This is a genomic window from Paracoccus sulfuroxidans (genome assembly GCF_007830335.1).
In the GTDB taxonomy this organism is placed as follows: Bacteria; Pseudomonadota; Alphaproteobacteria; order Rhodobacterales; family Rhodobacteraceae; genus Paracoccus; species Paracoccus sulfuroxidans.
In genome coordinates, this window is the sequence record NZ_VLKU01000005.1 from 200,452 (window position 1) to 226,294 (window position 25,843).

The 25,843-nt window shown below is 64.0% G+C and carries 31 protein-coding genes; 12 read left to right on the forward strand and 19 right to left on the reverse strand.

Annotated features, from left to right (window positions below):
- Positions 1 to 65: 65 nt before the first annotated feature.
- Together sseA and IQ24_RS09910 are read left to right on the forward strand one after the other, a co-directional pair.
- The gene (gene sseA, locus IQ24_RS09905; RefSeq protein ID WP_145397792.1) at positions 66 to 917 is read left to right on the forward strand and encodes a 3-mercaptopyruvate sulfurtransferase; all 852 of its coding nucleotides are present in this window, start codon (positions 66 to 68) and stop codon (positions 915 to 917) included.
- A complete protein-coding gene (locus tag IQ24_RS09910; RefSeq protein WP_145397793.1) occupies positions 917 to 2,101 on the forward strand; it encodes an amino acid aminotransferase in 1,185 nt (394 codons plus the stop codon). The genes sseA and IQ24_RS09910 overlap by 1 nt, the downstream gene beginning before the upstream one ends.
- A gap of 3 nt (positions 2,102 to 2,104) precedes the next feature.
- On the opposite strand, the gene IQ24_RS09915 is transcribed toward IQ24_RS09910, so the two are convergent.
- The 4 genes from IQ24_RS09915 to ubiA form a co-directional block, all read right to left on the reverse strand.
- Positions 2,105 to 3,067, reverse strand: a complete 963-nt coding sequence (locus tag IQ24_RS09915) for a DUF4424 family protein (protein ID WP_145397794.1) — start codon at positions 3,065 to 3,067, stop codon at positions 2,105 to 2,107.
- 7 nt (positions 3,068 to 3,074) lie between these two features.
- Positions 3,075 to 3,407: a hypothetical protein gene (locus IQ24_RS09920; RefSeq protein WP_145397795.1), complete on the reverse strand. Its 333-nt coding sequence runs from the start codon at positions 3,405 to 3,407 to the stop codon at positions 3,075 to 3,077.
- 9 nt (positions 3,408 to 3,416) lie between these two features.
- Entirely contained in the window at positions 3,417 to 5,768 is a 2,352-nt protein-coding gene (locus tag IQ24_RS09925; RefSeq protein WP_242008060.1) for an OmpA family protein, read from the reverse strand.
- A gap of 61 nt (positions 5,769 to 5,829) precedes the next feature.
- Complete coding sequence (gene ubiA, locus IQ24_RS09930) at positions 5,830 to 6,789, reverse strand: 4-hydroxybenzoate octaprenyltransferase (RefSeq protein ID WP_145397796.1); 960 nt, start codon at positions 6,787 to 6,789, stop codon at positions 5,830 to 5,832.
- Between the two features lie 16 nt (positions 6,790 to 6,805).
- Here ubiA and IQ24_RS09935 point away from each other — a divergent pair, with 16 nt between their 5' ends.
- Both IQ24_RS09935 and IQ24_RS09940 read left to right on the forward strand, forming a co-directional pair.
- A complete protein-coding gene (locus tag IQ24_RS09935; RefSeq protein ID WP_145397797.1) occupies positions 6,806 to 7,522 on the forward strand; it encodes a 16S rRNA (uracil(1498)-N(3))-methyltransferase in 717 nt (238 codons plus the stop codon).
- 251 nt (positions 7,523 to 7,773) lie between these two features.
- Entirely contained in the window at positions 7,774 to 7,968 is a 195-nt protein-coding gene (locus tag IQ24_RS09940; RefSeq protein WP_145397798.1) for a DUF1127 domain-containing protein, read from the forward strand.
- A gap of 89 nt (positions 7,969 to 8,057) precedes the next feature.
- Here the strand turns inward: IQ24_RS09940 and IQ24_RS09945 are convergent, their stop codons facing one another.
- A complete protein-coding gene (locus IQ24_RS09945; protein ID WP_145397799.1) occupies positions 8,058 to 8,927 on the reverse strand; it encodes a 50S ribosomal protein L11 methyltransferase in 870 nt (289 codons plus the stop codon).
- The gene (msrA, locus tag IQ24_RS09950) at positions 8,927 to 9,511 is read right to left on the reverse strand and encodes a peptide-methionine (S)-S-oxide reductase MsrA (protein WP_145397800.1); all 585 of its coding nucleotides are present in this window, start codon (positions 9,509 to 9,511) and stop codon (positions 8,927 to 8,929) included. The genes IQ24_RS09945 and msrA overlap by 1 nt, the downstream gene beginning before the upstream one ends.
- A 150-nt stretch (positions 9,512 to 9,661) precedes the next feature.
- Between msrA and IQ24_RS09955 the strand changes: the two genes are divergently transcribed.
- Positions 9,662 to 10,657 carry a P1 family peptidase gene (locus tag IQ24_RS09955; protein WP_145397801.1) on the forward strand — a complete coding sequence of 332 codons (996 nt, stop codon included), beginning with the start codon at positions 9,662 to 9,664 and terminating at the stop codon, positions 10,655 to 10,657.
- A 204-nt stretch (positions 10,658 to 10,861) separates the two neighbouring features.
- Here IQ24_RS09955 and IQ24_RS09960 read toward each other — a convergent pair whose 3' ends face one another.
- The gene (locus IQ24_RS09960; RefSeq protein ID WP_145397802.1) at positions 10,862 to 11,623 is read right to left on the reverse strand and encodes a DUF1013 domain-containing protein; all 762 of its coding nucleotides are present in this window, start codon (positions 11,621 to 11,623) and stop codon (positions 10,862 to 10,864) included.
- 139 nt (positions 11,624 to 11,762) lie between these two features.
- Between IQ24_RS09960 and IQ24_RS09965 the strand changes: the two genes are divergently transcribed.
- The gene (locus IQ24_RS09965; RefSeq protein ID WP_338419468.1) at positions 11,763 to 12,413 is read left to right on the forward strand and encodes a ribonuclease T2 family protein; all 651 of its coding nucleotides are present in this window, start codon (positions 11,763 to 11,765) and stop codon (positions 12,411 to 12,413) included.
- 236 nt (positions 12,414 to 12,649) lie between these two features.
- Here the strand turns inward: IQ24_RS09965 and IQ24_RS09970 are convergent, their stop codons facing one another.
- Together IQ24_RS09970 and IQ24_RS09975 are read right to left on the reverse strand one after the other, a co-directional pair.
- Positions 12,650 to 13,636, reverse strand: coding sequence for an NAD(P)H-quinone oxidoreductase (locus IQ24_RS09970; protein WP_145397803.1), 987 nt, complete (start codon positions 13,634 to 13,636; stop codon positions 12,650 to 12,652).
- Positions 13,633 to 14,307, reverse strand: a complete 675-nt coding sequence (locus IQ24_RS09975) for a COQ9 family protein (protein WP_145397804.1) — start codon at positions 14,305 to 14,307, stop codon at positions 13,633 to 13,635. The genes IQ24_RS09970 and IQ24_RS09975 overlap by 4 nt, the downstream gene beginning before the upstream one ends.
- A 122-nt stretch (positions 14,308 to 14,429) precedes the next feature.
- Here IQ24_RS09975 and rpsU point away from each other — a divergent pair, with 122 nt between their 5' ends.
- Positions 14,430 to 14,636 (forward strand): 30S ribosomal protein S21, encoded by a 207-nt coding sequence (gene rpsU, locus IQ24_RS09980; protein ID WP_011748553.1) that lies wholly within the window; start codon positions 14,430 to 14,432, stop codon positions 14,634 to 14,636.
- Positions 14,637 to 14,696: 60 nt separating this feature from the next.
- Here rpsU and IQ24_RS09985 read toward each other — a convergent pair whose 3' ends face one another.
- Together IQ24_RS09985 and IQ24_RS09990 are read right to left on the reverse strand one after the other, a co-directional pair.
- Entirely contained in the window at positions 14,697 to 15,179 is a 483-nt protein-coding gene (locus tag IQ24_RS09985; RefSeq protein ID WP_145397805.1) for a DUF2380 domain-containing protein, read from the reverse strand.
- A 4-nt stretch (positions 15,180 to 15,183) separates the two neighbouring features.
- Positions 15,184 to 15,642, reverse strand: a complete 459-nt coding sequence (locus IQ24_RS09990; protein ID WP_199756540.1) for an Lrp/AsnC family transcriptional regulator — start codon at positions 15,640 to 15,642, stop codon at positions 15,184 to 15,186.
- A gap of 140 nt (positions 15,643 to 15,782) precedes the next feature.
- Between IQ24_RS09990 and ald the strand changes: the two genes are divergently transcribed.
- Positions 15,783 to 16,907 carry an alanine dehydrogenase gene (ald, locus tag IQ24_RS09995; RefSeq protein WP_145397807.1) on the forward strand — a complete coding sequence of 375 codons (1,125 nt, stop codon included), beginning with the start codon at positions 15,783 to 15,785 and terminating at the stop codon, positions 16,905 to 16,907.
- 56 nt (positions 16,908 to 16,963) lie between these two features.
- Here the strand turns inward: ald and mscL are convergent, their stop codons facing one another.
- Positions 16,964 to 17,404 (reverse strand): large conductance mechanosensitive channel protein MscL, encoded by a 441-nt coding sequence (gene mscL, locus IQ24_RS10000; RefSeq protein WP_145397808.1) that lies wholly within the window; start codon positions 17,402 to 17,404, stop codon positions 16,964 to 16,966.
- Positions 17,405 to 17,498: 94 nt separating this feature from the next.
- Between mscL and IQ24_RS10005 the strand changes: the two genes are divergently transcribed.
- Complete coding sequence (locus IQ24_RS10005) at positions 17,499 to 18,197, forward strand: glutathione S-transferase C-terminal domain-containing protein (RefSeq protein ID WP_145397809.1); 699 nt, start codon at positions 17,499 to 17,501, stop codon at positions 18,195 to 18,197.
- Between the two features lie 41 nt (positions 18,198 to 18,238).
- Here the strand turns inward: IQ24_RS10005 and IQ24_RS10010 are convergent, their stop codons facing one another.
- Together IQ24_RS10010 and pheT are read right to left on the reverse strand one after the other, a co-directional pair.
- The gene (locus IQ24_RS10010) at positions 18,239 to 18,682 is read right to left on the reverse strand and encodes a hypothetical protein (RefSeq protein ID WP_145397810.1); all 444 of its coding nucleotides are present in this window, start codon (positions 18,680 to 18,682) and stop codon (positions 18,239 to 18,241) included.
- Positions 18,683 to 18,814: 132 nt separating this feature from the next.
- Positions 18,815 to 21,202 carry a phenylalanine--tRNA ligase subunit beta gene (gene pheT / locus IQ24_RS10015; protein WP_145397811.1) on the reverse strand — a complete coding sequence of 796 codons (2,388 nt, stop codon included), beginning with the start codon at positions 21,200 to 21,202 and terminating at the stop codon, positions 18,815 to 18,817.
- Positions 21,203 to 21,506: 304 nt separating this feature from the next.
- Here pheT and IQ24_RS10020 point away from each other — a divergent pair, with 304 nt between their 5' ends.
- From IQ24_RS10020 to IQ24_RS10030, 3 genes are all read left to right on the forward strand, one after another.
- On the forward strand, positions 21,507 to 21,761 hold the full coding sequence (locus IQ24_RS10020; protein ID WP_145397812.1) for a hypothetical protein: 255 nt from the start codon (positions 21,507 to 21,509) through the stop codon (positions 21,759 to 21,761).
- Between the two features lie 67 nt (positions 21,762 to 21,828).
- Positions 21,829 to 22,164, forward strand: a complete 336-nt coding sequence (locus IQ24_RS10025) for an NINE protein (RefSeq protein ID WP_145397813.1) — start codon at positions 21,829 to 21,831, stop codon at positions 22,162 to 22,164.
- Positions 22,165 to 22,421: 257 nt separating this feature from the next.
- Complete coding sequence (locus IQ24_RS10030) at positions 22,422 to 22,892, forward strand: hypothetical protein (protein ID WP_242008061.1); 471 nt, start codon at positions 22,422 to 22,424, stop codon at positions 22,890 to 22,892.
- A gap of 118 nt (positions 22,893 to 23,010) precedes the next feature.
- On the opposite strand, the gene pheS is transcribed toward IQ24_RS10030, so the two are convergent.
- From pheS to IQ24_RS20235, 5 genes are all read right to left on the reverse strand, one after another.
- Positions 23,011 to 24,093 (reverse strand): phenylalanine--tRNA ligase subunit alpha, encoded by a 1,083-nt coding sequence (gene pheS, locus IQ24_RS10035; protein ID WP_145397815.1) that lies wholly within the window; start codon positions 24,091 to 24,093, stop codon positions 23,011 to 23,013.
- 57 nt (positions 24,094 to 24,150) lie between these two features.
- Positions 24,151 to 24,489, reverse strand: coding sequence for an arsenate reductase family protein (locus IQ24_RS10040; RefSeq protein WP_145397816.1), 339 nt, complete (start codon positions 24,487 to 24,489; stop codon positions 24,151 to 24,153).
- Positions 24,490 to 24,640: 151 nt separating this feature from the next.
- Positions 24,641 to 25,000: a 50S ribosomal protein L20 gene (rplT, locus tag IQ24_RS10045; protein ID WP_145397817.1), complete on the reverse strand. Its 360-nt coding sequence runs from the start codon at positions 24,998 to 25,000 to the stop codon at positions 24,641 to 24,643.
- Positions 25,001 to 25,012: 12 nt separating this feature from the next.
- Positions 25,013 to 25,213, reverse strand: coding sequence for a 50S ribosomal protein L35 (gene rpmI / locus IQ24_RS10050; protein ID WP_145397818.1), 201 nt, complete (start codon positions 25,211 to 25,213; stop codon positions 25,013 to 25,015).
- A gap of 119 nt (positions 25,214 to 25,332) precedes the next feature.
- Entirely contained in the window at positions 25,333 to 25,806 is a 474-nt protein-coding gene (locus IQ24_RS20235) for a hypothetical protein (RefSeq protein WP_199756537.1), read from the reverse strand.
- Between the last annotated feature and the right edge of the window lie 37 nt (positions 25,807 to 25,843).

The window sequence follows — 25,843 nt, forward strand, 5'->3', positions numbered from 1 at the left end:
TCGGCCATTGCAGGACTTCGCCGCTGGGGTTACATCGGGGCAGCCTGCAATGTGGGGGAATGCGCATGACCGATGATCCGAAAACGCTCGTCTCGACCGAATGGCTGGCCGCGCATCTGAACGACCCCGATCTGCGCGTGATCGACGCAAGCTGGCATCTGGACGCCAGCCGCGACGGACGCGCCGAATATGACGCCGCGCATATTCCGGGCGCGCGCTTCTTTGACCTCGACGCGATTTCCGACAAGCGTAGCGCCCTGCCGCATATGGCCCCGCAGGTCGAGATGTTCGTCAGCCGCATGCGCGCCATGGGCATCGGTGATGGTCATCAGGTCGTCATCTATGACAATTCCGACGTCCGCTCGGCCGCACGCGTGTGGTGGCTGTTCCGCCTGATGGGCAAGACCGATGTCGCGGTGCTGGACGGTGGTTTCCAGAAATGGAGGGCCGAGAACCGTCCGACCGAAGACATGCCCCCTGTCATGCGCGACCGCCACATCACCGTGCAGCGTCAGGCGGCGCTGGTGCGCGACGTGACGCAGGTCGCCGCCGCCAGCAAACTGGCTGACCACGAGATCGTCGATGCCCGCGGGGCCGAGCGTTTCCGTGGCGAGGTCGCCGAGCCGCGCCCCGGCCTGCGCGCGGGCCATATTCCCGGCTCGAAGAATCTACCCTTCGGCAAGCTTTACAATGCCGATGGCACGATGAAGCCCGTGGCCGAACTTCAGGCCGCCTTCACCGAGGCCGGGGTCGATCTGACCCGCCCGGTGATCACCACCTGCGGCTCGGGCGTGACAGCGGCGACGCTGTTTCTGGCGCTCGACCGGATCGGGCACCGCAACCATTCCCTTTATGACGGAAGCTGGGCCGAATGGGGCAGCTTCCCGGACCTTAAAATCGCAACCGGAGACGCGTGATGCTGTCGAACCTCAAACCCCAGGATCCTGATAAAATTCTTGCCCTCATGGGCGAGTTCAAGGCCGATACCCGTCAGGGCAAGATCGACCTTGGCGTGGGGGTGTACAAGGACGCGACCGGCCATACGCCGATCATGCGGGCGGTCAAGGCCGCCGAAAAGCGCCTGCAGGAAAACGAGACCTCGAAAAGCTACACCGTTCTGGTGGGCGAGCCTGCCTATCGCGACGCGATGGCCAAGATGATCCTGGGCGATCTTTACGCGCCCGAACGCATCGCCACGCTGGCCACCGTCGGCGGCACCGGCGCGCTGCGTCAGGGCTTTGAACTGGCCCGCATGGCCAGCCCCGACATGCGCGTCTTCTATTCGAACCCGACCTGGCCCAACCACACCTCGATCCTGAAATGGATGGGCGTGGAAACCGTCCCCTACCGCTATTTCGACGACGCGACGCGCGGTGTCGATTTCGAGGGCATGAAGGCGGATCTGGCGCAGGCGAAAAAGGGTGACGTCATCCTGCTGCACGGCTGCTGCCACAACCCGACTGGCGCGAACCTGACCGTCGCGCAGTGGAACGAGGTCGCCGATATCGTCGAAAGGACCGGCGCGACCCCGATGATCGACCTGGCCTATCAGGGCTTCGGCGACGGGCTGGAGGAAGACGCCGAGGGCACCCGCATCATCGTCAAGCGCATCCCGGAAGTGCTGATCGCGGCCTCGTGCTCGAAGAATTTCGGCATCTACCGCGAGCGTTCGGGCATTCTGCTGGCGCTGACCAGCGACCCGGCGGCACGCGATCTGGCGCAGGGCGCGATGGCCTTCCTGAACCGCCAGACCTATTCCTTCCCGCCCGATCACGGCGCACGCATCGTCACCACCATCCTGACCGACGACGCCCTGCGCGCCGACTGGAAGGCCGAGTTGGAGGAAGTGCGCGGCGGCATGCTGCGTCTGCGCGCGAACCTTGCGTCGGAACTGCGCACGCTTTCGGGCTCGAACCGCTTCGACTTCATTGAAGAGCATCGCGGCATGTTCTCGCGTCTGGGTGCCACGCCCGAGCAGGTCAAGAAGATCAAGGATGAGTTCGCGATCTATCTGGTCGGCGATTCGCGCCTGAACATCGCGGGTCTGAATGACGAAAGCGTGCCGATTCTGGCTCGCGCGATCATCGACGCCGGCGTCTGAGCCCTAGCGGGGAAGGGGCGCAGGCCCCACCCACAGCACATGCAGGTCGTCCCGGGGCTTGAAGTCCCGGGCTTCCATGCGAAACTCGGTGGGTGAGATCTTGGTAACGCCCTGACCGCAGAATGACACCACCGTATTGATGCCCGGCTTGGCGACCGTCAGCGAAAACCGCTCGATCGGGCCGTTCCAGTTCGCGCCGGTGTGCAGGATATAGCTCATCCAGCGGGCCATTCCGTAGTCATTCGTCTCCCCGGTCACCCGCGCCGCTCCGGCCAGGAAGGCAGCGTCCGGGCAGTAGCTCTGCATCCACTCCTCCGGCGCGTTGAACTGTTCGGGCGTCATGAAGGTGCCGCCCAGAACGGGGGCATAGCGATGGCTGATGCGCAATTCGCGCCCGGCAGGGAACATCTGCTGCCAGTGAAAGGTCGCGCGCATCTGCCAGGCAGGATCGCCGTCCGGGCCCAGATAGGGCTCAACCCGCGCTCTGTCCCCAGCACTCAGCGCCTTGATCCGGTCCAGCGTGCGCTGGTTCAGCGGGTTCAGGGGCACCCCGGCCGCCGTCAGCGCCTCGGTGACGTCCTGACCTTCCAGCTCGGCCCGCAGCTCAAGCTTTGCCGGGACATCAACGCCATCGACCTGCACGCTGAAATCCAGAAAATTGTCGGGCAGCATGTCCCATGAATAGGCGAAATCGACCGGCTCGGGATCAATGGCCCCCGCGCCCTTCACCGGAGGCATCGGGAAGGCCACAATGATGCGGCGATCCCGGTCCGAGCGGTTCAGGAAGACATAGTCGACCTTGACCAGACCCTGCGAGAGATAGAGATCCTCGGATTTCATCTGGATCTGGTCGTCCTGACGCAATTCCAGCCGCAGCCCGCCTGCGGGCAGTTCGGCGGCGCTGTCATTGGCCCAAGCGGGCGCGGCGATCAGGGTCAGGACTGCGGCAAGGACACGTCCCAGCATGCGCGGCCTATTTCTGCCGCGCGAGCTTGCGGTTGATATAGTCCCGCAGCTCTTCGATTTCGGTCTGGCTTTCGGTCAGTTGTTCGCGCGTCGCATCCAGCTCCGAGCGGGTCGATGACAATTTCGCCACCAGTTCGGATTCGCGATCCTCAAGCTGCTGGATGGCTTTTTCCCGCGCTTCCTCTGAATCGTGCAGCTGCTGGGCCATGGCTTCCAGCTCATTCAGGTCAGCGCGTGTCACCCGGGTCAGGCGGTTGATCAGCCAGCTTGCGAACCATCCCAGCAGGAAGGCCGCGAACAGGATGACCGCCGTCGTGACGATGAATTCGTTTCTGCTCATGCGGGTCGCCTATTGTCCGGGCCGCGGTGCGGGTCGCGGGGTGTCGTTCCGCCCGCCAATGTTGCCTGCGCCTGTGATGCGCGCAAGCAGGTCATCGGGAAGCTGCGGCATTTTCTCGGCACCAAGCGCGGCATAGGCCGAGACGGTTTCCAGAAACTCAGTGTGCTCAAGGCCTTCGGGCGGCAGGTCGTCGCCCTCGACCACCTCGGCGCTGATGGTCGTGGCGGGCAGGGCCAGAGTTTCCAGCCCCTCACCCGACAGCACGGCAGCAGCGGGACGGGTGGCGGCCTCCGCCGCCGTCACGGCCTCGCTGTCAGCGGGGGGCGCGGCAGGCGTACCTTCCTGATGACGGTCCAGCACCAGATGCGCGCCCGAGGTCGCGACGGCCAGCACCTCTGCCTGCTTTTGGGCGGCGTCCTCGGCGGCTTCGGGCGTTTCTTCGGCTGCGGCCTCACCTTCGGCAGGGGCGGCGGTCACGCCGGTCACCATCTGCGCCGTGGGGGTGGAGCCGTCATCGACCGGCTCATCCGACAGCAGGGTGAATTCGATGCGGCGATTGGCCTCGCGCCCGGCATCGGTGTCATTGTCCGCAATCGGCTGGCTTTCGCCATAGCCTTTGGCGGTCATATGCTTGACCGGGATGCCATGGCCGGACATCGCCGCCAGCACCGCTTCGGCGCGCTTCTGCGACAGTTCGGCGTTGAACCCTTCCGAACCCTGCGAATCGGTATGGCCGCCCAGTTCGATGCGGAAATCACCGCATTCGGCCATGCCCTCGGCCAGTTTCGTCAGCGTGGGGGAAGGATCGCCCGCGATCACCGATTTCGCCGGTTCGAACCCGATTTCGGATTCCTTCATCGTCCGGTTCAGCCCGTCGACGCAATCCACGCCCGAGGGCAGCGCCAGCAGCGCATCCTTGCGGCGGTCATAGCGGATCGACATCTCATAGCGCGCGCCCGCGCCCAGCCGGTCGGCCAGTTGCGTCGCCGCCTCATCCGAGGCGGTCTGGCTGCCCGAGATGCCGGTGATGCGGATCAGATCGGGCGTCACCATGGCCATGCCGGTGTCCAGCCCCTCCATCGCCTCGATGGCGGCGATGACCTTGACCGTCCAGCCTGAGGGCACGGTGTCATCGGTGCGCAATGCGCTGTCGACATGCCCGAAACGCGCCCGGGCGATGCTTTCGACGGCGGCCCGCATCCGCTCATCCGTGACGCGGCCACGCAGCACCACGCCACCATCGCGCGCCACGGCGGAAAACTCGACGGGGCCGGTGTTGGCCTCGCTGGCCTTCTCATGCTGGGCGGCCAGGGTGAAGACGCCCGGAAGCGCGGTCTGAAGGCGGCCGACCGCCTCGTCAAACGTATCCGCCGGAATGGTCGCGGGGGCGATCAGCGCCACATCCGTATCCGAGATCGTCACCGAGCCCGAGCCCATCGCCGCCACCGCCTCGATTGCGGGAACGGCAGCATCGGCCCATTGCGGCGTGGGAACGCCCAGGCCCAGCGTGCAGGCCGGGGTGCCGGGGATGCCCGCCGCCTGCCCGGCGCGCAGAATGCGGTCGCGCGCGGCCTCGGTATCGGCGGCGCAAGCGTTGAAGCGGGCGCCCTGCTCGTCCATCACAAAGCGCAGGGTGAAGGGTGCGATCACGGGCCGGGGGGCGGTGATGTCGGCCACCAGCTCGACCGTGGCGGGCTTGGCGCGTTGCAGATCGGTGGTCAGCGCGACCTTTTCGCGCGCGCTGTCAGTGATCGCGGTGACCGCGACCTTGCCGACCGAGATCGAGATCTTGGCGCGCTTGGCCAGTTCCGCCGCCTTCATGCCGAAGGTGAAGGCATCGTCCCAGCCCTCGGGCACGGGATAATCGGCGGTCTCGGTCAGGTCCGAGATATTCTCGGTATCGGTGCGCTTGCGCAGCCCCTCGATCATCGCCGCCCGGTCGACCGAGGCGGGCACGAGGCCAATGACGGAAATGCCATTGTCGTTGCGCAGCAGCTCAATTTCGAAATCGGGGGTCTTGATGGGTTCCTGAACGGCGACCTGCATGTCGTCGACGATGCGGCCCGGATCAACCTCGGTCCCGGCGCGGGCGATGGCGCGGAAGCGCTGGACCTCATTCGGGGCGGTTCCGCCCAGATGGACCTGCAGCCCGTCGACCTTGAGGTCAAGCCAGCCATAATCCTCGGCGGGCAAGGCGGCCTGAAGATCGGCCAGCGATTCCCGCTCGATATAATCCGCCGCAGTATAGGCACCGGCCAGCGACAGCGCCCCGGCAGCGGCCAGCGCAAGCACGCTGGACAAGAACATCACACCCTTGCGGCGCGACGACCGCCCTTTCGGGCGTGTCTTGGAATTGGCCATCAGGCAACCTTGGCGCTGTTTCCGACCTGCCGGATTTAGCGCCAATCGGCCCAATCTGCAATTACACGATCCCGGCAACAGCCCAGGTCAGCGCCACGATCAGTCCCGCATCGCGGTTCGACCGGAAAAGACGCAGGCATTTCGCGCCGTCATGCTGGTCAAAATTCATCAACTGCCAGGCCAGATGGGCCGCAAAGGCCAGCACGCCTGCATAGGCCAAAAGCGCCGCAAACCCCTGCGGACCTGCCGCCGCGACCGATGCCAGCAGCAGCAGCACCGTCAGGACCGCGAACCCCAGCAGATATTTCGGAGAATTTTCAGCAAAAAGCCGGGCCGTCGATTTGACGCCGATCAGCGCGTCATCCTCGGCATCCTGATGGGCATAGATCGTGTCATAGAAGACCGTCCAGCAGATCCCCGCCACATAGGCCAGCAGCGGTGCCGGGGCCAGATTGCCAATATGCGCGGCCCAGGCCAGCAGCATGCCCCAGTTGAAGGCGAGCCCCAGAAAGACCTGAGGCCACCAGGTGAAGCGCTTGGCGAAGGGATAGATGGCCACGATGCTGAGCGACAGCACCCCCAGCACGATGGCGGCCTTGCCCAGCGTCAAGAGGATCACCAGCCCCGCCAGCGATTGCGCGGCCATCCAGATCACCGCGCCCCTGACCGTCACCTGCCCCGAGGGGATGGGCCTGAGGCGCGTGCGCGCGACGCTGCCGTCGATGTGGCGGTCGGTGATGTCGTTCCAGGTGCAGCCCGCGCCGCGCATGAGGAGAGCCCCCAGCGTGCAGGCCAGCGCGATCCACAGGTCGAACCAGCGGGCGTGGTCAGCGATCATCGCCAGCCCGATCCCCCACCAGCAGGGCAGCAGCAGCAGCCAGGTCCCGATCGGGCGGTCGGCGCGGGACAGGCGCAGCCACGGCCTCCACGCCTCGGGCGCATAGAGGTCCACCCAGTTGTCGGGCGGCGCATCGGCGACCGTGCGGTTGATGGCCTCTGGCCTAGCTTGGTGGGTCTGCATTATTCTGCGCCTTGTCATGGCAAAAATCAGACTTTTCATAGATCACCCGCTGGCCCAGGGACAAGCCGTCCCGCTGGGGCCCGATCAGGCGCATTACCTGTCCGGCGTCATGCGCCAGTCCCCTGGCGACGAAATCGCCGTCTTCAACGGTCGCGACGGCGAGTGGCTGGCGCGGATCGAGCAAGTGGGCAAGCGCGGCGGCAGCCTGCTGGCGCAAGCGCAGACCGCGCCGCAGATGAACCCGCCCGACCTGTGGCTGATCTTCGCGCCGATCAAGAAGGCCCGCACTGACTTCATCGTCGAAAAGGCGGCCGAGATGGGGGCCTCCCGCATCCTGCCCGTGCAGACCGATCACACGAATTCCGAGCGCATCCGTCAGGACCGCCTGCAGGCCCATGCCGTCGAGGCGGCCGAGCAATGCGGCGGCACCTTCGTGCCCGAGGTGGGCGATCTGCAGCCGCTCTCTCGCCTGCTGGACGGCTGGGACGGCCAGCGCCGAATTCTATGGGCGGATGAGGCGCTGGCGGGTCCGGCGCAGACGCTGGCCGGGCTGGCGCGCGGGCCTTGGGCGATTCTGATCGGTCCCGAAGGCGGCTGGTCCGAATCAGAGCGGAAGCGCCTTTCCGCACACGATTTCGTCACCCGTGTGGGTCTGGGGCCGCGAATCCTGCGGGCGGACACCGCCGCCGTCGCAGCCCTTGCCCTGTGGCAGGCACAGCTGGGCGACTGGTAATATCCCGTTCCGCCGCGTCGCGTGAAATTCGGTTGCGGAATCCGACCCGGAACCGAAAGGATATTTCCACCTTGATGCCGCGATGCAGCATTTGGTCGCAGGGCCGTAAAAGTTTAGTGAAACCGGGCACTTATGCAGCGCCAGCATAACGGGCTTGCGGCCCGGTTCATTGCTTTTGCAAACTGCCCGGCCTATATCATGCTCATCGATCGGACGCCCACGGAATGGGCATTTTATAGACAGGTGAAGAAATGTCAGCGATTGACACGAACCGCGTCCATAGCGGGACGCGCTCTATCGGTTTTGGCTCGAAGATCTGGGCAGCGATGACTGCTTGGAATGATATGCGCGTTACGAAAAATGCGCTCAACCGTCTGTCGGATCGTGAGCTGGATGACATCGGTCTCAGCCGCGGCGACATCGACCGGATCGCTCGCGCCGCCTGATAAAGCGGAACTACTGATGCGAATTTGGCCCAGACGATCCTCGTCCGGGCCTTTTTCTTTTGCCGATGCTGAAAAGATGACGCGCGCCCTTAAGCCCGCGCCACCACCAGCGTCGACCAGTCGCCGAAATCATCGCGCCGCTCCAGCGCCAGCCCGTGATCGGCATAGGCGCGGGTGACCTCATCGGCCTGCTGGACCAGAATGCCCGACAGGATCGCCTTGCCGCCATGCGCGACATAGCGCGCCATGTCCGGGGCCAGATCGATCAGTGGCTGTTTCAGGATGTTTGCAAACACCAGATCGAAGGGCGCGGCGCCCTCGATCAGCGGATGGTCAAAGCCCACCGCCTCGACGCATTCGACGCGCCCGTCCAGACCATTGGCCATGACGTTTGCCTTGGCGGTATCAACCGCCACCGGGTCGATGTCGCCCGCCAGAACGATCTGCGGAAAGACCCGCGCCGCCGCCATCGCCAGAACCGCCGTGCCGCAGCCGACATCGACGATGCGTTCGGGCGTGAAGCCCTGCGCGATCAGCCGGTCCAGCGCCAGAAGGCAACCCTTGGTCGTCGCGTGATGGCCGGTGCCGAAGGCCATCGCAGCCTCGATCAGCAGCCCCTCGGAATCTTCGGGGATCTTGTCGGCATCATGGCTGCCATAGACGAAGAAGCGCCCCGCCTCGACCGGGGACAGCTCGCGGCGCACATGGGCGACCCAGTCGACCTCGGGCAGTTCCGAGATGACGAAGGGCTGCGCCCCCCAGGCGGCGGCCATCAGCGCCAGCGCGATCTCGTCCGGCGCTTCGGTGAAATACAAGCCGACTTCCCAGCGGTTCGATCCGTCCTCGATCTCGAACACGCCGCTGCCGACGGGTTCCGGGATCAGGTCTTCGCCAAGTTCGGCAAGGGCTTCGGCGGCATCACGGCCGACGACATTGGTAAGTGCGGTCCAGGTGGGCATCAGATCGGCTCATGTGGTTCTACCAGAGACGCTTTGACCCCGGTTCCGCGCAAGCCGCAATAGCCGTCAGGATAACGGTCCAGATATTGCTGGTGATCCTCTTCCGCAGGCCAGAAGGTCGAGGCCGGCAGGACCTCGGTGGTGATCGCCGGAAAGCCGTCCACGGCCAGCCGGTTGTTGTAATCCGCCTTCGAGGCGATCGCCGCCGCCTTCTGGTGATCGTTGAAATACATGATCAGCGAGCGGTACTGCGAACCCACGTCATTGCCCTGACGGTTCCCCTGCGAGGGGTTGTGGCTTTCCCAGAAGATCTGCAGCAGCCGCTCATAGCTGATGCGCGAGCTGTCATAGATCAGCCGCACCACCTCGGCATGACCGGTGTCGGTAGTACAGACCTGCTTATAGGTCGGGTTGTCGACATGGCCGCCCGCAAAGCCCACCTCGGTCAGCCAGACGCCTTCCAGCTGCCAGAACAGCCGCTCGACCCCCCAATAGCACCCCATGCCGAAAATGGCCTGATCAAAGCCTGCGGGAACCGGCGCATCCAGGGGCCGGTCAAAAATCCTGTGCATCGGAGCCGTCATTTCGCATCCTTTCGATCCGTTCGGGTATCTAGGTAGGTAGCCAGCCGGTCGGGTGCAACGCGCAAGCGGCCCTCGGGTTTCCCACATGTGGTTGATCCTGCGGGCCGTTCTGCGAAACTGCGATGAAATTTTCGCCGCAGGATGGGCAGGATGAAACCCGGACCACTGAACCTTATCACAGATGTCGCCGGGCTGCGGGTCGGGAACGCGCAGGACGACCGCCTGCGCTCGGGCGTCAGCGTGCTGACCTCGGACCGGGCTTTTGCCTGCGCCTACAATGTGATGGGCGGCGCGCCCGGCACGCGAGAGACCGATCTGCTGGCCCCCGACAAGCTGGTGCAGGGGGTGGATGCGCTGGTGCTGTCGGGCGGCTCGGCCTTCGGGCTGGCGGCCTGCGACGGCGTGGCTGCGGGCCTGAGGGCAGTGGGACGCGGGTTTCAGGTCGGGCCGATCCGCGTGCCCATCGTGCCCGGCGCGATCATCTTCGATCTGTTGAACGGTGGCGACAAGGATTGGGACCAGAGCCCCTATCCCGCGCTTGGCCGCGCGGCGCTGGAAGCAGCCGCCCCGGATTTCCTGCTGGGGACAGCGGGTGCGGGCACAGGGGCCGCCACGCATGACCTGAAGGGCGGGCTTGGTTCGGCCTCGGCGGTGCTCGACTGCGGGATCACCATTGGCGCGCTGGTCGCGGTGAACGCGCTCGGCTCGGTCACGCATGGCCCATCAGCGCATTTCTGGGCCGCGCCATGGGAGCTTGAGGGCGAATTCGGCGGCCTCGGCCAGGGCGGCAACTTGCCGGGCGGGGCCGAGCCCGCCCTTGGCAAGCGATTGGGCGAGGCCACGACCATCGCCATCGTCGCGACGGATGCCGCGCTCGACAAGGCGGCGCTGGCGCGGCTGGCGACGGCTGCTCAGGACGGCATGGCGCGCGCCATCGTCCCCAGCCACACGCCCTTCGACGGCGATCTGGTCTTTGCCGTCTCGACCGGCGCGAAGCCCCTGCCCGACCCTGACCTGACGCCCTTTGCGCTTGGCCATGCGGCCGCCAGCGTGCTGGCCCGTGCCATCGCACGCGGCGTCTTTGCGGCCACGCCGCGCCCCGGCGATCTGCAGCCCTGCTGGTCCGACGCCCGTCGCCCGGGCTGAACGCGGCAGAAAAAATGGGCGGCGAGAGAGACGCCGCCCAAGTCAGAACACGCCAAGAGGGAAAATCTGACGATACGACAACAACGCCACAGCGGCAGAAAAGTTCTTCACGATCTCTTGACAGGCAGAAAACTGGTCAAAACTGGCTGATCCAACAAAAAAGGCCCGCCAATGGCGGGCCTGTTCATCTGCCGGATCAAAGGATCAGCGGCGATCATCCTCGTCTTCATCCTCATCATCCGCATCGGGGAGGTTGAAGAAGCTGTCGGCATCCAGATCGGGCTCGGGCGCATCCGCCTTGTCGTCATTGCCGCCCAGCGTGAAGTTCTCAAGCCCGGCAATGTTCGACGGCATGCGCGGCTCATCTCCGCTCATCGCGAGCGACGTCTCGGTCGAGACCAGCTTGCGACGCTCATCATCCGTCATCACGCCGCCTTCCGAGGCCTTGCGCTTGGCGGCCTTCTGCACGGCCGCGTCTAGTTCCGACTGGCGGCAGAGGCCCAGTGCAACCGGGTCGATCGGCTGGATGTTCTGGATGTTCCAATGCGTCCGGTCGCGGATCGAGGCGATGGTCGGCTTCGTCGTCCCCACCAGCTTCGAGATCTGCGCATCCGCCAATTCCGGGTGGAACTTGACCAGCCACAGGATGGCGGCCGGACGGTCCTGACGCTTCGACAGCGGCGTATAGCGCGGCCCGCGACGTTTCTCTTCGCCTTCGGCGGCGGGGTTGTGCTTCAGCTTCAGCTTGTAGACCGGGTCCTTCTGACCCTTCTCGATCTCTGCCGGGTCAAGCTGGTTCGAGGCGACCGGGTCAAAGCCCTTGACCCCCACCGCGACATCGCCATCCGCGATCCCCTGCACTTCCAGTTCATGCATGCCGCAGAAATCAGCGATCTGCTTGAAGCTCAGAGTCGTGTTGTCGACCAGCCAGACAGCAGTGGCCTTGGCCATCAGTGGCTTGTTCATGACGTACTCCTTAACAATATCTTTCCCGGCCGGGAAAACGGCGGGAGGCGGTTGCCATTCCATTTTCAGGGGGATTGGCGGATTATATAAGGGCAAAAGAGGTCGAAATAAAGTGTGAATCTCGTGGCAGGAAGTAACAGTGACATCTAGTCTGACCGGCATGAGATTTGCCCTTTCCCTTCTGCTGGCGCTGGCCGCCGCATGGCCCGCCTCCGCACAGGGTGTCGCAGGTCGCTTCGACTATTACGTCCTCTCGCTCAGCTGGTCGCCCAGCTGGTGCCGGTCCGAAGGTGACCCGGGTGACGACCAATGCCGCCCCGGGCGCAAAAAGGCCTTCGTCGTGCATGGCCTCTGGCCCCAGAACATGCGGGGCTTCCCTTCTGATTGCCCGACGCACCTGCCCGGACCAGAGCGGCGCGACACACGCGAAATCAGCGATATCATGGGCTCAAGTGGCCTCGCTTGGTACCAATGGCGCAAGCATGGCCGCTGCTCGGGCCTCAGCGCCCGCGCCTATTTCGACACGACGCGCCGGGCCTTCGACAGCATCGCCATGCCGGAAGTGCTGGAGGAGCTTCCCCGCGACGTCACGCTGGCCGCCCGCGTGATCGAGGATGCCTTCATCGAATTGAACCCGGCGCTTCATCGCGACGGCATCACCGTCACCTGCCGTGACCGCGCCCTGCAAGAGGTGCGCATTTGCTTGACCCGAGATCTGGAGCCGCGCCGGTGTGAGCCTGACGTGCGCCGCGATTGCAGCGGCAACTTCCTGGTTCCAGCGCCTCGCTGACGGCACTGCCGGTGCCTCCGGCGGGGATATTTAAACATGAAAGAAGCGCATTAAGAGAATCGCAATCTTTCTGCGGCATTGATGGCAGTACGGAACAGGCGGGGACGCCGATGGCCGTCATGGAAGAAGCCACACCCCGTTCCGGGTTCGCTCAGTCGGGGTGTGCGCTTGTTTCTTTCATGCTTAAATATCCCCGCCGGAGGCACCGGCCGCGACATCTGCGCTTCGCGCGCCGACTAGGGTGCGACGCGCAACAGGATCTTGCCGATATGATCGCCGCCTTCCATGTGACGATGCGCATCGGCCGCATTCGCCAGATCGAATTCGCTGTCGATCAGCGGCCGCACTCGGCCTTTTTCGACCAGCGGCCATAGATGCGTCATCAACTCCTGCGCGATCCCGGCTTTGGCGAGGTCGGATTGAGGCCTCAGGGTCGAGCCTGTCACCACCAGACGGCGCGTCATGATCTGGGCGAAGTTGATCTCGGCCTTGGGACCGGCAAGGAAAGCGATCATCACCAGACGGCCTTCCTCGGTCAGGGTTCGGATGTTGCGCGCGATGTAATCGCCTCCCACCATATCGAGAATCAGGTTGGCGCCCCCGGCTTTCTTGAGCACTTCCACGAAATCGGTCTCGCGGTAGTTGATCGGGATCGCCCCCAGATCGGCGCAGGCCGCGCATTTTTCGTCCGAGCCGGCGGTCGCCCAGACCTTGGCCCCCAGAGCATGCGCGATCTGGATGGCCATCGTGCCGATGCCCGAGGAGCCGCCATGGACCAAAAACCGCTCACCCGCCTTCAACCCGCCGCGCATGACGACGTTGGACCAGACGGTATAGGCGGTCTCGGGCAGCGCGGCTGCCTGACGCAGGTCGAGGCCCGCCGGGATCGGCAGGGCATGCTCGGCGGGGCAGATCACATATTCTGCGTAGCCGCCGCCGGGCAAGAGCGCACAGACCTCGTCCCCCTGTTTCCAGCGCGTGACACCCGGCCCCACGGCTGCGACCGTGCCCGAGCATTCCAGACCCGGCAGGTCGGATGCTCCGGCAGGCGGCGCGTAGGATCCGGCGCGCTGCAGGACGTCCGGCCGGTTGACCCCCGCCCAAGCGGTGCGAATCAGGATCTGGCCATGGCCTGCGACCGGAACGGCGCGCGTGGCGACTTTCAGGACATCGGCGCTGCCGGGGGCAGTGATTTCGACTGCGCGCATGGTGTCTGGGATCATGCCTGGTCTCCGTTCGTGGCTGTCTCGGTCCGGCCGGGGGCCGGTCTGGGCTGGGGCTTGCGGATCCAGCCGGTGGCAATATCGGTCAGCGGCGCGACGCCCGGGATGGCGCGCAGCCTGCCCTTGAGCGTCTCGAACCGCATGACGCCCTCGATGCGGCGATCGAGGAAGGCGCGGGTATCGGCCAGATCGGGCGAATCGTCGCCCAGCCAGTAAAGCACCGTCGCGCCATAGACCGCCGCCAGTGTCGCGCGTTTCGAGTACCAGTTGACGTCGCTTGAGGTGTCGCCCAGCCCGTTCCAGATCGCATCGACCGTGTCCCAGACAAGGCGCGTGCCCAGCGCCGCGTTCTGCGGCAGGGCCAGCACCACCGCGCCCGCGCGCGCCATCTGCCGGTCCGAGAGCAGCAGCCGGTGCATCACCGCCTGCGTCACCTTTTCGCGAAAACGGCCCTGCGGCGGCGTGGCCTTCAGCCATTCGCGCAACTCGGCATCCTTGCGGCGGTGGTAGGCGGCGGCCAGATCGGCCCCGCCTCCGGGCAGGTGGACCCGCGCCATGGCCGGGCTGATGCCGATGTCGCGCGCCCCTTCGGCGATGGCCGTCTGGCTCATCCCTTCGAACGTGGCGTGGTTCAGCGCGGCATCGATCAGGCGGTCGCGTTCTGTTTCCATGGCTCTGCTCCTCCTTCATGTCGGCAGGTGCCGGAATTTCTGGACAAATGCAAATCGCCTTGCTAGAAGGCCGCGTCCTGCAATTCAGCTTAACTCTAACCTAGGAAGGTGGTGACAACCACATGCAGGTAAGTGTTCGCGACAACAACGTCGAACAGGCACTTCGCGCCCTGAAGAAAAAACTTCAGCGCGAGGGGGTTTTTCGTGAAATGAAGCTCAAGCAGCATTTCGAGAAACCGTCGGTCAAGAAAGCTCGTGAAAAAGCCGAGGCCGTGCGCCGCGCCCGCAAGCTGGCGCGCAAAAAAGCGCAACGCGAAGGCGCGCTTTAAGTCGTCCGGATGCCGGATGGCAGCCTTTGGACAAAGCCTCCGGCAGTGCCGGGGGTTTTTTTATTCCGGCTGGGGCGCCAGCGAGGTCGTCAGGACATCCGCCAGAAAGCGCGCGGCCCGGCGCCAGGATTCGTCATTGTCGCCGCGAAAGCTCAGGTCACGCCGCAGGACCAGCCGGGATTCGCGCACATCCATCACCTGCACATAGATCTGCATGATCAGCGTGCTGGTCTTCAGCACCGAGACAAAGATGGCGTGATCGCTTCCCTGCGCTGCGGCCAGCTTCAGCAGGCATTCGGGCGTCTCATCCGGGCAGGCGGCGCTGACCTCTTGCGGCTGGATCTCGACCACCTCGCCCACCGCCACCTCGTCCTTCAGAACCGAGTGCATCAGCGAAAGCCGCGCTTCATGTTGCGCGCGCTGATCCTCGGGCTCATGCGAGGTGTCCAGAAACTTGATCGGCATGACCGCGACGCGATGCGTCTGCGCCCCTGCAGCGAGGGGAAGGGTCAGGGCCAGCAGAAGCACCATCAACCGGAGCATGGCATCACACCGGCAGCGCTGTGGTGAAGGCGACAGTCCTCAGCGAGAAGGACGAATGCATCTGCGCCACCCCCGGCAGCTTGGCCAGTCGCTGGCGGTGGATGCGGGCAAAATCATCCGTGTCCTGCGCCACCACCTTCAGCAGATAGTCGGCCGAGCCCGCCATCAGGTGGCATTCCAGCACGTCCGGAATGGTGCGGACCGCGCGCTCGAACGCCTCAAGCAGTTCGTCCGCCTGCCCCGAAAGCGTGATCTCGACAAAGACGGTGGTCGGCCTCTCGATCTTGCGGGCGTCCAGCAGGGCGACATAGCCGCGAATCATTCCGGTTTCTTCCAGCCGCTGAACGCGGCGGTGGCAGGCGCTGGCCGACAGGCTGACTTTCTGCGCCAGATCGGCATTGGTGATCCGTCCATCCTTCTGAAGTACGGCCAGAATGCGGCGATCTATTGCATCAAGTTCGATCATCTGCAGATCCTTGCGTCAATTTTGCAGTTCTTGAAAATTCCTCCCGATCTAATGCCTTGATGTGAGGTTGTTAAGCAAGATCTTTCCATTCCCGAACTCTGCGATCATCTTGTGCCCAAATTTTGCAGGAGAATATGATGAAAGTCGGTTGCCCCAAGGAAATCAAACCGCAGGAATTTCGCGTCGGGCTGACCCCCGATGCCGTGCTGGAGCTGGTGCTGCACGGTCATCAGGTGGTGATCCAGACCGGGGCGGGCGACGGCTCCGGCTTTCCGGATGCCGACTATGTTGCCGCCGGGGCGCAGATCCTGCCCGACGCCGCTGCGGTCTATGGCGAGGCCGAGCTGATCGTGAAGGTCAAAGAGCCGCAGCCGGATGAGCTGGCGCTGCTGCGTCAGGACCAGATCCTGTTCGCCTATCTGCATCTGGCCCCCGCGCCCGAGCTGACGCAGGGCCTGCTGAAGGCCGGAACCACCTCGATCGCCTATGAGACGGTGACCGACAGCCGGGGCGCGCTGCCTCTGCTGGCGCCGATGTCCGAGGTTGCGGGGCGCCTGGCCCCGCAGGTCGGCTCGTGGACGCTGCAGAAGGCCAATGGCGGCGCGGGCGTGCTGCTGGGCGGCGTCCCGGGCGTCAGCCCGGGCGAGGTGCTGATCATCGGCGGTGGCGTCGTCGGCGCGGCCGCCGCGCGGGTCGCGGTGGGCATGGGAGCCACGGTCACGGTGCTGGACCGCTCGCTGACCCGGCTTTCCTATCTGGATGACCTGTTCATGGGCCGCCTGACCACCCAGTTCGCGACCAAGGCCGCGCTGGCGCAGCGGCTGACGCAGGCCGATCTGGTCATTGGCGCTGTGCTGGTCCCCGGCGCGGCGGCACCCAAGCTGGTCAGCCGTGCCCAGCTTTCGACGATGAAGCCCGGCTCGGCGCTTGTCGACGTCGCCATCGACCAGGGTGGCTGTTTCGAGACCTCGCGCCCGACCACCCACCACGACCCGATCTATGAGGTCGACGGCATCCTGCATTACTGCGTCGGCAACATGCCGGGCGCGGTGGCGCGCACCTCGACCCGCGCTTTGGGCAATGCCACCCTGCCCTTCGTGCTGGCGCTGGCCGACAAGGGCTGGCGGCAGGCGGTCACCGACGATCCGAACCTGCGGGCCGGGCTTGCGACGCATGGCGGCACGCTGACCTCGCCCCCGGTGGGCGAGGCTCTGGGGCTGGCCTCGGTCACGCCGGACGCGCTGCTGGCAGGGCTGCGCTGAAACGCAAAAGGCGCGGCCCCCGGGGGTCGCGCCTTCTTTCTGCGATGCTGAAGCGATCAGGCGCGGTTGGCGCGCAGCTCGTCGCGGATCTGCATCAGCAGCTCTTCCTGGCTCGGGCCAGCCGGAGCCGCTGCTTCTTCCTCGACCTTCTTGCGAGCAGTCGCGGTCTGGATCTTGTTCACGCCCTTCACCAGCATGAAGACCACCCAGGCGATGATCAGGAAGTTGATGATGGCCGAGATGAACGACCCCCAGGCAAAGATCGACGCGCCGGACTGACGTGCGACTTCGAGGCTGGCGTTCGGGGGCACTTCGCCCTTCAGCACGAAGTAGTGGCTGCTGAAGTCCGTACCGCCGGTGATCAGACCGATGATCGGGTTGATGATGTCGGACACCAGCGAGCTGACGATCGCGGTGAATGCTGCACCGATGATGATACCCACGGCAAGGTCGATGACGTTGCCCCGGGCGATGAATTCCTTGAACTCTTTAATCATTTGCCTACCTCTTGTCCTGTTTCGCGCGGATATTAGACTCCGCTTCGGTTAGCACAGTTCCCCAATTCCGCAAATATCCAATGGGAATCCAGACATGACGTCACTTGCAGATTTTCCGATCACTCGGCGCTGGCCCGCCACCCGCCCCGAGGTGATCCAGCTTTACACGCTGAACACCCCGAACGGCATCAAGACCTCGATCATGCTGGAGGAATGCGGCCTTGAATATGAGGCCCATCGCATCAGCATCGGCGACCCCGAAGACCAGTTCACGCCCGAATATCTGTCACTGAACCCCAACAACAAGATCCCGGCGATGATCGACCCGAACGGGCCGGACGGGCAGCCGATGGGGCTGTGGGAAACCGGCGCGATGCTGATCTATCTGGGCGACAAGACCGGCAAGTTCCTGCCGGCCTCGGGCGCGGCGCGCTATCACACGATCCAGTGGCTCATGTGGCAGATGGGCGGCGTCGGGCCGATGTTCGGTCAGGTCGGCTTCTTCCACCGCTACAAGGGCAAGGAGATCGAGGATCCCCGTCCCCGCACCCGCTATTTCAATGAGGCCAATCGCCTGATGCGCGTGCTGGAAAAGCAGCTTGAGGGCCGCGACTGGATCACCGGCGATTACTCGATTGCCGATATGGCTGTCGGCCCGTGGCTGCGCACGATCCGCGTGAACTATGAGGCCGAGAGGGAAACCGGCATGGACGCGCTGCCGAATGTGCAGGCCTATCTGGAGCGCTTCCTGGCCCGCCCCGCCGTCCAGCGCGGGATTCTGGTCGGCGCGTAACGCCCTGGCGAGGGGTCCGGTGACGCGGGCCCCTTCCCCTATCAGCCTTGCGGCAGGCCATTCCGCCTCAGCCACAGCCAGCCGCGAAACCCGCTGAATGCGAGGGCCAGACAAAAGAGCGGAACCACCCATTTCGCCAGCAGGATCATATCGAAGCTCTGCGACGGTTCGAGCATGCGCAGCAGGTGAAGGCTGCTGAACAGTTCGACGGCAAGAAAGCTCAGGATAGCCAGCAAGGCCAGCGGGACCCAAGCCGCTCGTCCGGCGCGCATCCGAAAGGCGACGAACACCAGCACGACCGCGATGACTGCAAAGACCGGGACCGCCATTGGCATTTCCGGCGCCTTCACCGCCAGATCCAGTCCCAGCACCGCCGCATTTGCGCCCAGAACCAAAAGAGGCAGCCCCGCCATGCGGACAGCATAGCGCGCCTTGTCTTCGTCCCGGATGTCGATCCAGAAACCGAACAGTTTGTCACTGCCCATTTTCACTCCAAGATATCAACCGCTTGACAGTATGGAATGCCTCCACCCCACCAGTCCATTCCGCTTCGCCATAAAAACGCCCCGCAATCGCTTGCGGGGCATCAAGGTATCGGAGCCCTGAGGCCAGAGCGTTTAGCTGCGCAGCGTGCCGCCGGTGGCTTTCGTCACCTTTTCAACGATCTTGGCGGCGACCGCCTCGATTTCCGCATCCGTCAGGGTCTTGTCTTTCGGCTGAAGCCGCGCGGTGATCGCGATGGACTTCTTGCCGCCTTCCATGCCGGTGAACTGGTCAAAGACCGTCACACGCTCGATCAGCGCCTTGTCGGCCCCGGCTGCGGCATTGACCAGCGTCAGCGCCTCGACCTTTTCGTCAACGACGAAGGCGAAGTCACGCTCGACCGCCTGCAGGTCCGAGATATCCAGCGCCGCCCGCGTCGGCGTCTTGACCTTGGGCAAGGGCACGTTCTGCAGGTTCACGGTGAACGCGACCGCCGCGCCCTTGATGCCGAACTGCTTCAGGATGCGCGGATGCACCTCGCCGAAGGTCGCGAGCTTGTTCGGCCCAAGCGCCATCACGCCCGAACGACCGGGATGCCACCAAGCGTCCAGCTTGCGGTTGACCTGCACCTTCTGCGGCGCGCCAACCGACGCCAGCACGGCCTCAGCATCGGCTTTCGCGTCATAGACATCGACCGCACGCCGCGAACCGAAGGGATCGCGGGGCGAGGTCGCGCCGACCAGCAGGCCGGTGATCTGCACCGCCTGATCGCCCGGCTCACCGCCCGAGAAGACGACGCCACATTCGAAGAGCGCGAGATCGGCAAAGCCGCGCGCCTGATTGCGCGCCGCAGCGGCCAGCAGACCCGGCAGCAGATCGGGGCGCAGATGGGTCATTTCGGACGAGATCGGGTTTTCCACCCGCGTCGCATCGGTGCCACCGCCAAAAGCCTCGGCGGCTTTCTGGTCGATGAAGCTGTAGGTCACGGCCTCATTATAACCAAGGCTCGCGGCCATGCGGCGCGCGGCTTTCTCGCGCACCTGCTGCGTGGTCAGCACCGGCTTCGGCACACCCGCTTGCGGACGCGGCAAAGGCTGGCCCTGCAGTTTCGTCAGGCTTGCGATGCGGGCGATTTCTTCGACCAGATCCGCCTCACCCTGCACATCAGGCCGCCACGACGGCACCTGCGCCATGTCGCCATCCATGCGGAAGCCGAGCGCCTCCAGCGTGGCGCGCTGCGTTTGGGCGTCGATCTCCATCCCCACAAGGCTCGCCGTGCGGGCGGTGTCCAGACGATAGGCACGCGCGGTGTCAGGGACGGCACCGGCAGTCACGACCTCGGACGGCTCACCACCGCAGAGGTCAAGGATCATCTCAGTCGCAAGCTCCAGCCCCGGCAGGGTGAATTCCGGGTCCGCGCCGCGTTCAAAGCGGTAGCGCGCATCCGACGACACCTTCATCTTGCGGCCAGCGGCGGCAATCGTGATCGGATCCCAATAGGCACTTTCAAGGAAGACGTTGACCGTCTCCTCGGTGCAGCCCGAAAGTTCACCACCCATGATGCCCGCAATGCTTTCCGGGCCATTGTCATCGGCAATCACCATCGCCGTTTCCGGCAGTTGATAGGTCTTGCCGTCGAGCGCGAGGATTTCCTCCCCCGCTTTGGCCATGCGCACGGTCAGGTTACCCGCGACCTTATCCGCGTCGAAAACGTGCAGCGGGCGGTTCAGGTCGAAGGTGAAGAAGTTGGTGATATCAACCAGCGTCGAGATCGGACGCAGCCCAATCGCCTTCAGCCGCTTCTGCAGCCATTCCGGCGACGGCCCGTTCTTCACGCCACGGATCAGACGACCGCTGAAATAGGGCGCGCCTTTGGCCGCGTCCTCGGCAATGACGATCCCGATGGGCGAGGAGAACTTGCCCGGAACCGTCACCTCTTTCACCGGCTTCAGCGTGCCAAGCCCACGCGCCGCCAGATCGCGGGCGATGCCGTGAATGCCAAGCGCGTCGGGACGGTTCGGGGTGATCTTGATTTCCACGACCGGATCAACCGCCTCGGGGCGGTTCGCGGCCAGCCAGTCAACGAACTTGTCGCCAACCTCGCCCGAGGGGAGTTCGATGATGCCGTTATGTTCGTCCGACAGCTCCAGCTCACGCTCGGAGGCCATCATGCCGTGGCTTTCGATCCCCCGGATCTTTCCGACGCCAAGCGTCGTGTCGATGCCGGGCACATAATCGCCGGGCTTCGCCAGAACGACGGTGATCCCGGCGCGAGCATTCGGCGCGCCGCAGACGATCTGCTTCTCGCCCTCATCCGTCATCACGCGGCAAACCCGCAGACGGTCGGCGTCCGGGTGCTGCTGCGCGTCGATGACCTTCGCGAGGGTGAAGGTTTTCAGCTTCGCCGCGCTATCCGTGACCTCCTCGACCTCAAGGCCAAGGTCGGTCAGCGCCTCGGTGATCTCATCGAGGGTGGCAGTGGTATCGAGATGCTCTTTGAGCCAGGAGAGGGTGAATTTCATGACGCGGCTCCGTGAATATCCGCGCTGTCCTAGCGCATGGCGCGGCGGATTGGTAGGCGCGACCGGGAGTTTGCACATGCCGAGTTGCAGGTTTTCCCTGACCTGCCCGTTGAGGCGCCCCCTGCCGGGCAGCCTGCCCCCGGCAAGCTTCCGCCATGCGCGAAATTCCGACGCGGCGCGCACGCGTTTCGGCAGCCTCATGCCACATCGGACAGGTGGCCCAAAAACCTGCCCAATGTCAGGAAAAATCGGGCATAATGGCCCCATGCAACAGTCAGATCTATTCATTGATTACGGTTGGATAGTGTCCATCACCTTGGCGGTTCTGGCCGCCCTGATCTGGCGCGCCTCGTCGCAATCGAAAAGCGTCGCTCTGAAGATGTGCGTGGTCTGGATCGGGATGACGATGCTCAGCTTCATTCTGGGCAGCTATTTCGCGGCGACGATGCTGTTCGCGACCTTCCTGGTGGTCGTGCTGCTGCTGCTGTCGATCCTGAACCCGCTGCTGTCGCGGCTGGGCCGATCCGACCGCAGCGCGTTGAACAAGAAGCAATTTTAATCAAATTGCGCAGGCAATTCGCCTGCCATCCGGACAAGCCTGCCGCACATTCAAGGGATGATTCCCCTTGGCCGAGGTTGGCATGCTGGTTTCCCGTCTGGATAGGCCCCCGGTTCCCGGCCCCTCGCTGCCGCTGGCCTATGCCCTGCTGCTTCTGGCCGGAGCCTTCGGCTGTCACAGGTTCCACCTTGGCCATCGCGCGTCCGGCCTGAGCATGCTGGCGCTGCTGGTCGGCGGCCTGCTGACGGCGCCTTTTCTGATCGGACTGATCCCGTTGATGGTGCTGGGGCTATGGCTGGTGCTGGACCTGTTTCTGCTGCCGGGGCTGGTGCGGCGCGCAGGGATGCAGGGGGCAACGAAGGTGCCTCGCCCCGCCCCCCGTATCAGCGTGTTCATTCATTGATCTTCTGAGACTCTGTCGGCTTGCACTGACAGGCGCGTTTGCGCACAGCTGTTCATTTTGCATTTTTACGCGGCTGCCTGAATGCATCAGATAGGATCTCTACCTTTCAATCCTGATCGCGAAGTTCACCACGAGACAAATTTTCCAATCCGAATCTGCCCAATTCGACAGGAACATTCTTTCAGTCGAATCACATCCCCAAAAACTTTCGATGTTATTATTCCATTTATTCTCTATTTTTAGTAAGGGGTGTAATTATGCGTACTATTGCGATTGCTTTTATCTCCCTCTTAGCCGGCTCAGAAGTATTCGCTTCTGATTGCCCAAACTACAGCATGTCGGGGGCCGAGGGCACGTTTTCTGGCCGTGAACTCTACGAGCCCAAAACATTTGCGGTGACGGCAGGTGGCGGCAAGCTTCCCTTGAGTTACTGCTCAATACCTTTCAAATCCGACCGAGGCGAGGGGTATGTCACAGAACGCCCTGACTTTACTATAGGCGTGCACTCTCTCAAGGGCTACAGCCTTGAGTTTCGTGTAGAGAGTGATTGCGATGCTATCCTGGTGATCAATACCGGAGGAGAAAACTGGTACTATGATGATGATGATAATGGCAACTTGGATCCAAAGATATCGCTAACCCGTCCATCAGAGGGCGTTTACGACGTTTGGGTCGGTACCGCTGACCGCGAAACGTGCGATGCAGAATTAACTATGGAAACATTCTAAGACGATTGCAGGTTAAACAGTGCGGCGAAGATTTCTGTCATGACGCAACGCGCGACCATTCTATGCCGCACTGTTTTCCGTTGTTGTTCTGGATGCCGACAGGCATTTAGCGAGTCTCTTACCGCGACAGCCCACCGCTGACGCTGGGCACATCGCCCGCAGCAAACCCATAATGGCGCAGCCAGCGCAGGTCGCTTTCAAAGAAGGCGCGCAGGTCGGGGATGCCGTATTTCAGCATGGCAATCCGGTCGATGCCCATGCCGAAGGCGAAGCCCTGCCATTGGTCGGGGTCGATCCCGCCCGCGCGCAGGACCTTCGGATGCATCATGCCGGAACCAAGGATCTCCAGCCAGCTTTCGCCCTCACCGATGGTCAGCTTGCCGCCTTCCCATGAGCAGCGGATATCCACCTCGGCCGAGGGCTCGGTGAAGGGGAAATGCGAGGCGCGGAAGCGGAGTTCGACGTTGTCGACCTCGAAAAAGGCGCGGCAGAATTCCTCCAGCGTCCATTTCAGGTTCGCCATCGAGATGTCTTTGCCGATCGCCATACCCTCGACCTGATGGAACATCGGAGTATGGGTCTGGTCCATGTCCATGCGATAGACGCGGCCCGGCGCGATCACGCGGACGGGTGCGCCCTGATCCAGCATCGCCCGGACCTGCACCGGCGAGGTATGGGTGCGCAGCACATGCGGCGGGCGGTCGTCGCCTTCAGCGCGAGCCATGAAGAAAGTGTCGTGCTCCTGCCGGGCGGGGTGCTCGGGCGGGATGTTCAGGGCATCGAAGTTGAACCAGTCAGACTCGACCTGCGGGCCTTCAGCGACGGCGAATCCCATATCGGCGAAGATCTCGGTGACCTCTTCCATGACCTGCGACACCGGATGAATCGAGCCCTGACGGCGCGGGCGACCCGGCAGCGTCACGTCCAGCCATTCGGCGGCAAGGCGGGCGTCAAGCGCCGCATTCTCCAGCCCCTCGCGCCGCGCGCGGAGGGCCGCGTCGATTTCGTCGCGGACACGGTTCAGGGCAGCGCCGGTGGTCTGCCGCTCTTCCGGGCTCATCTTGCCCAGTTCCTTCATCTTGCCGCTGATCTCGCCCTTCTTGCCAAGGGCGGCAAGGCGGACCTCCTCCAGCGCGGGGGCGTCGGCGGCATCCGCAATGCGGGTCAAATAGGCGGAACGGAGGGCTTCGATGTCGGACATGGCGGCTTTCCTGAATTGCCCGTGCCGATTAGCACGCAGAACCCTCGGGGAAAAGCCTTAGAGCAGTTCCTGCAGCCGCTCGACAGGGCGGCAGAGGCGCACGCCCTTGGGCGCGGCGACGATGGGACGTTCTACCAGGATCGGATGCTCGGTCATTGCCCGGATGATCGTGTCGTCATCGGCGCCGATCAGGCCCAGCTCCTCGGCTGGGGTGTTCTTGACGCGCATCGCCTGCGTCGGCGTCACATCGGCCGCCGCGAACAGACCCAGCAACTGGCCGCGCGTCCAGCCGTCCTTCAGATAGTCGATGACGACCGGGGCGTGACCGGCCTCGCGGATCTGGTCCAACACCTTGCGCGAGGTCGAGCATTTCGGGTTGTGATAAATGACGAACATGGGGCCTCCTGCCGCGCGAATGAAACGGTCGCGCGGCATGGTGATAGCAAGGGTGCGGGCGGAAATGAACCGACAGCGGCGCCGATGGCCGTTGGGCATGAAAAAACCCGCGCCGAAACGCGGGTTTCCGAATGGTCAGATCTGCCGGAAATCAGGCGGCAGCTTTGGCCTGAGCGACGATCGCCGCGAAGGCGTCGGGCTCATGAACGGCCAGATCGGCCAGAACCTTGCGGTCCACCTCGATCCCGGCTTTCGCCAGAGCCGCGATGAAGCGCGAATAGGTGAACTCGGCGTCGATCGCGCGGACAGCCGCGTTGATCCGCTGGATCCACAGCGCGCGGAAGTTGCGCTTGCGGTTCTTGCGGTCGCGGGTCGCGTATTGGTTCGCCTTGTCGACGGCCTGGGTCGCGGTGCGGAAGTTGCGCGAACGGTTGCCGTAATAGCCTTTTGCCGCGTCAAGAACCTTCTTGTGGCGGGCGTGGGTGACTTTACCCGATTTGACTCGTGCCATGTCTGGTTCTCCTTAGCGGTTGTAAGGCATGTATTTCTTGACGATTTTCGCGTCCGCATCGCACAGGACCATGGTCCCGGTGACGTCGCGGATGAATTTCGTCGAGCGCTTGATCATGCCGTGGCGCTTGCCAGCCGGGCCAGCTTTGACTTTGCCCGAGGCCGTGAAAGAGAACCGCTTTTTGGCGGCCGCTTTGGTCTTCATCTTCGGCATTTTACTCTCCTTGCGGTCAGAGTGAACGCACGACTCGGCAATGCCAATTGGCCGGACGCGCGGGTGGAAGCGTGCCCTATAGGCGGGCACGCCGGAATTGGCAAGCGATTTCGACCAGATCAGTTGCTGGTGGCAGGCGCTTCGGTCGAGGCAGGGGCGTCCGTTGCCGGAGCCTCTGCTGCGGGCGCTTCAGCAGCAGGTGCTTCGGTCGCCGGAGCGTCAGCCGCAGGGGCTTCTGCTGCGGGGGCCTCGGCTGCCGGGGCTTCTGCGGCAGGAGCGTCAGCCGAAGGCGTAGCCGGGGCGTCAGCAGCCGGAACATCAGCCGCAGGTGCGTCCGCAGCCGGCTCGGGTGCGGTGACCGGATCGGTGCTCAGCGAGACCTGACCGGCAGTCAGGCGCTTCCATGCACCGGTGACGCTGTCGACGTTGAAAGGCGCGTCAGAGGTATAGGCGCCACCGAACAGGGCGGCGATGCCCAGCACCAGCGCCAGAGCAGCACCGCGCGGTGCGCGCGTCTGAGCCACGGCAATAATGGCAAGCAACACGGACAGCGCACACAGCACCGTACCGGCGATGATAAGAATATCAGTCATAATGTCCCCTTGTGGGTAGGCTTGTTCTTCGCGGCCC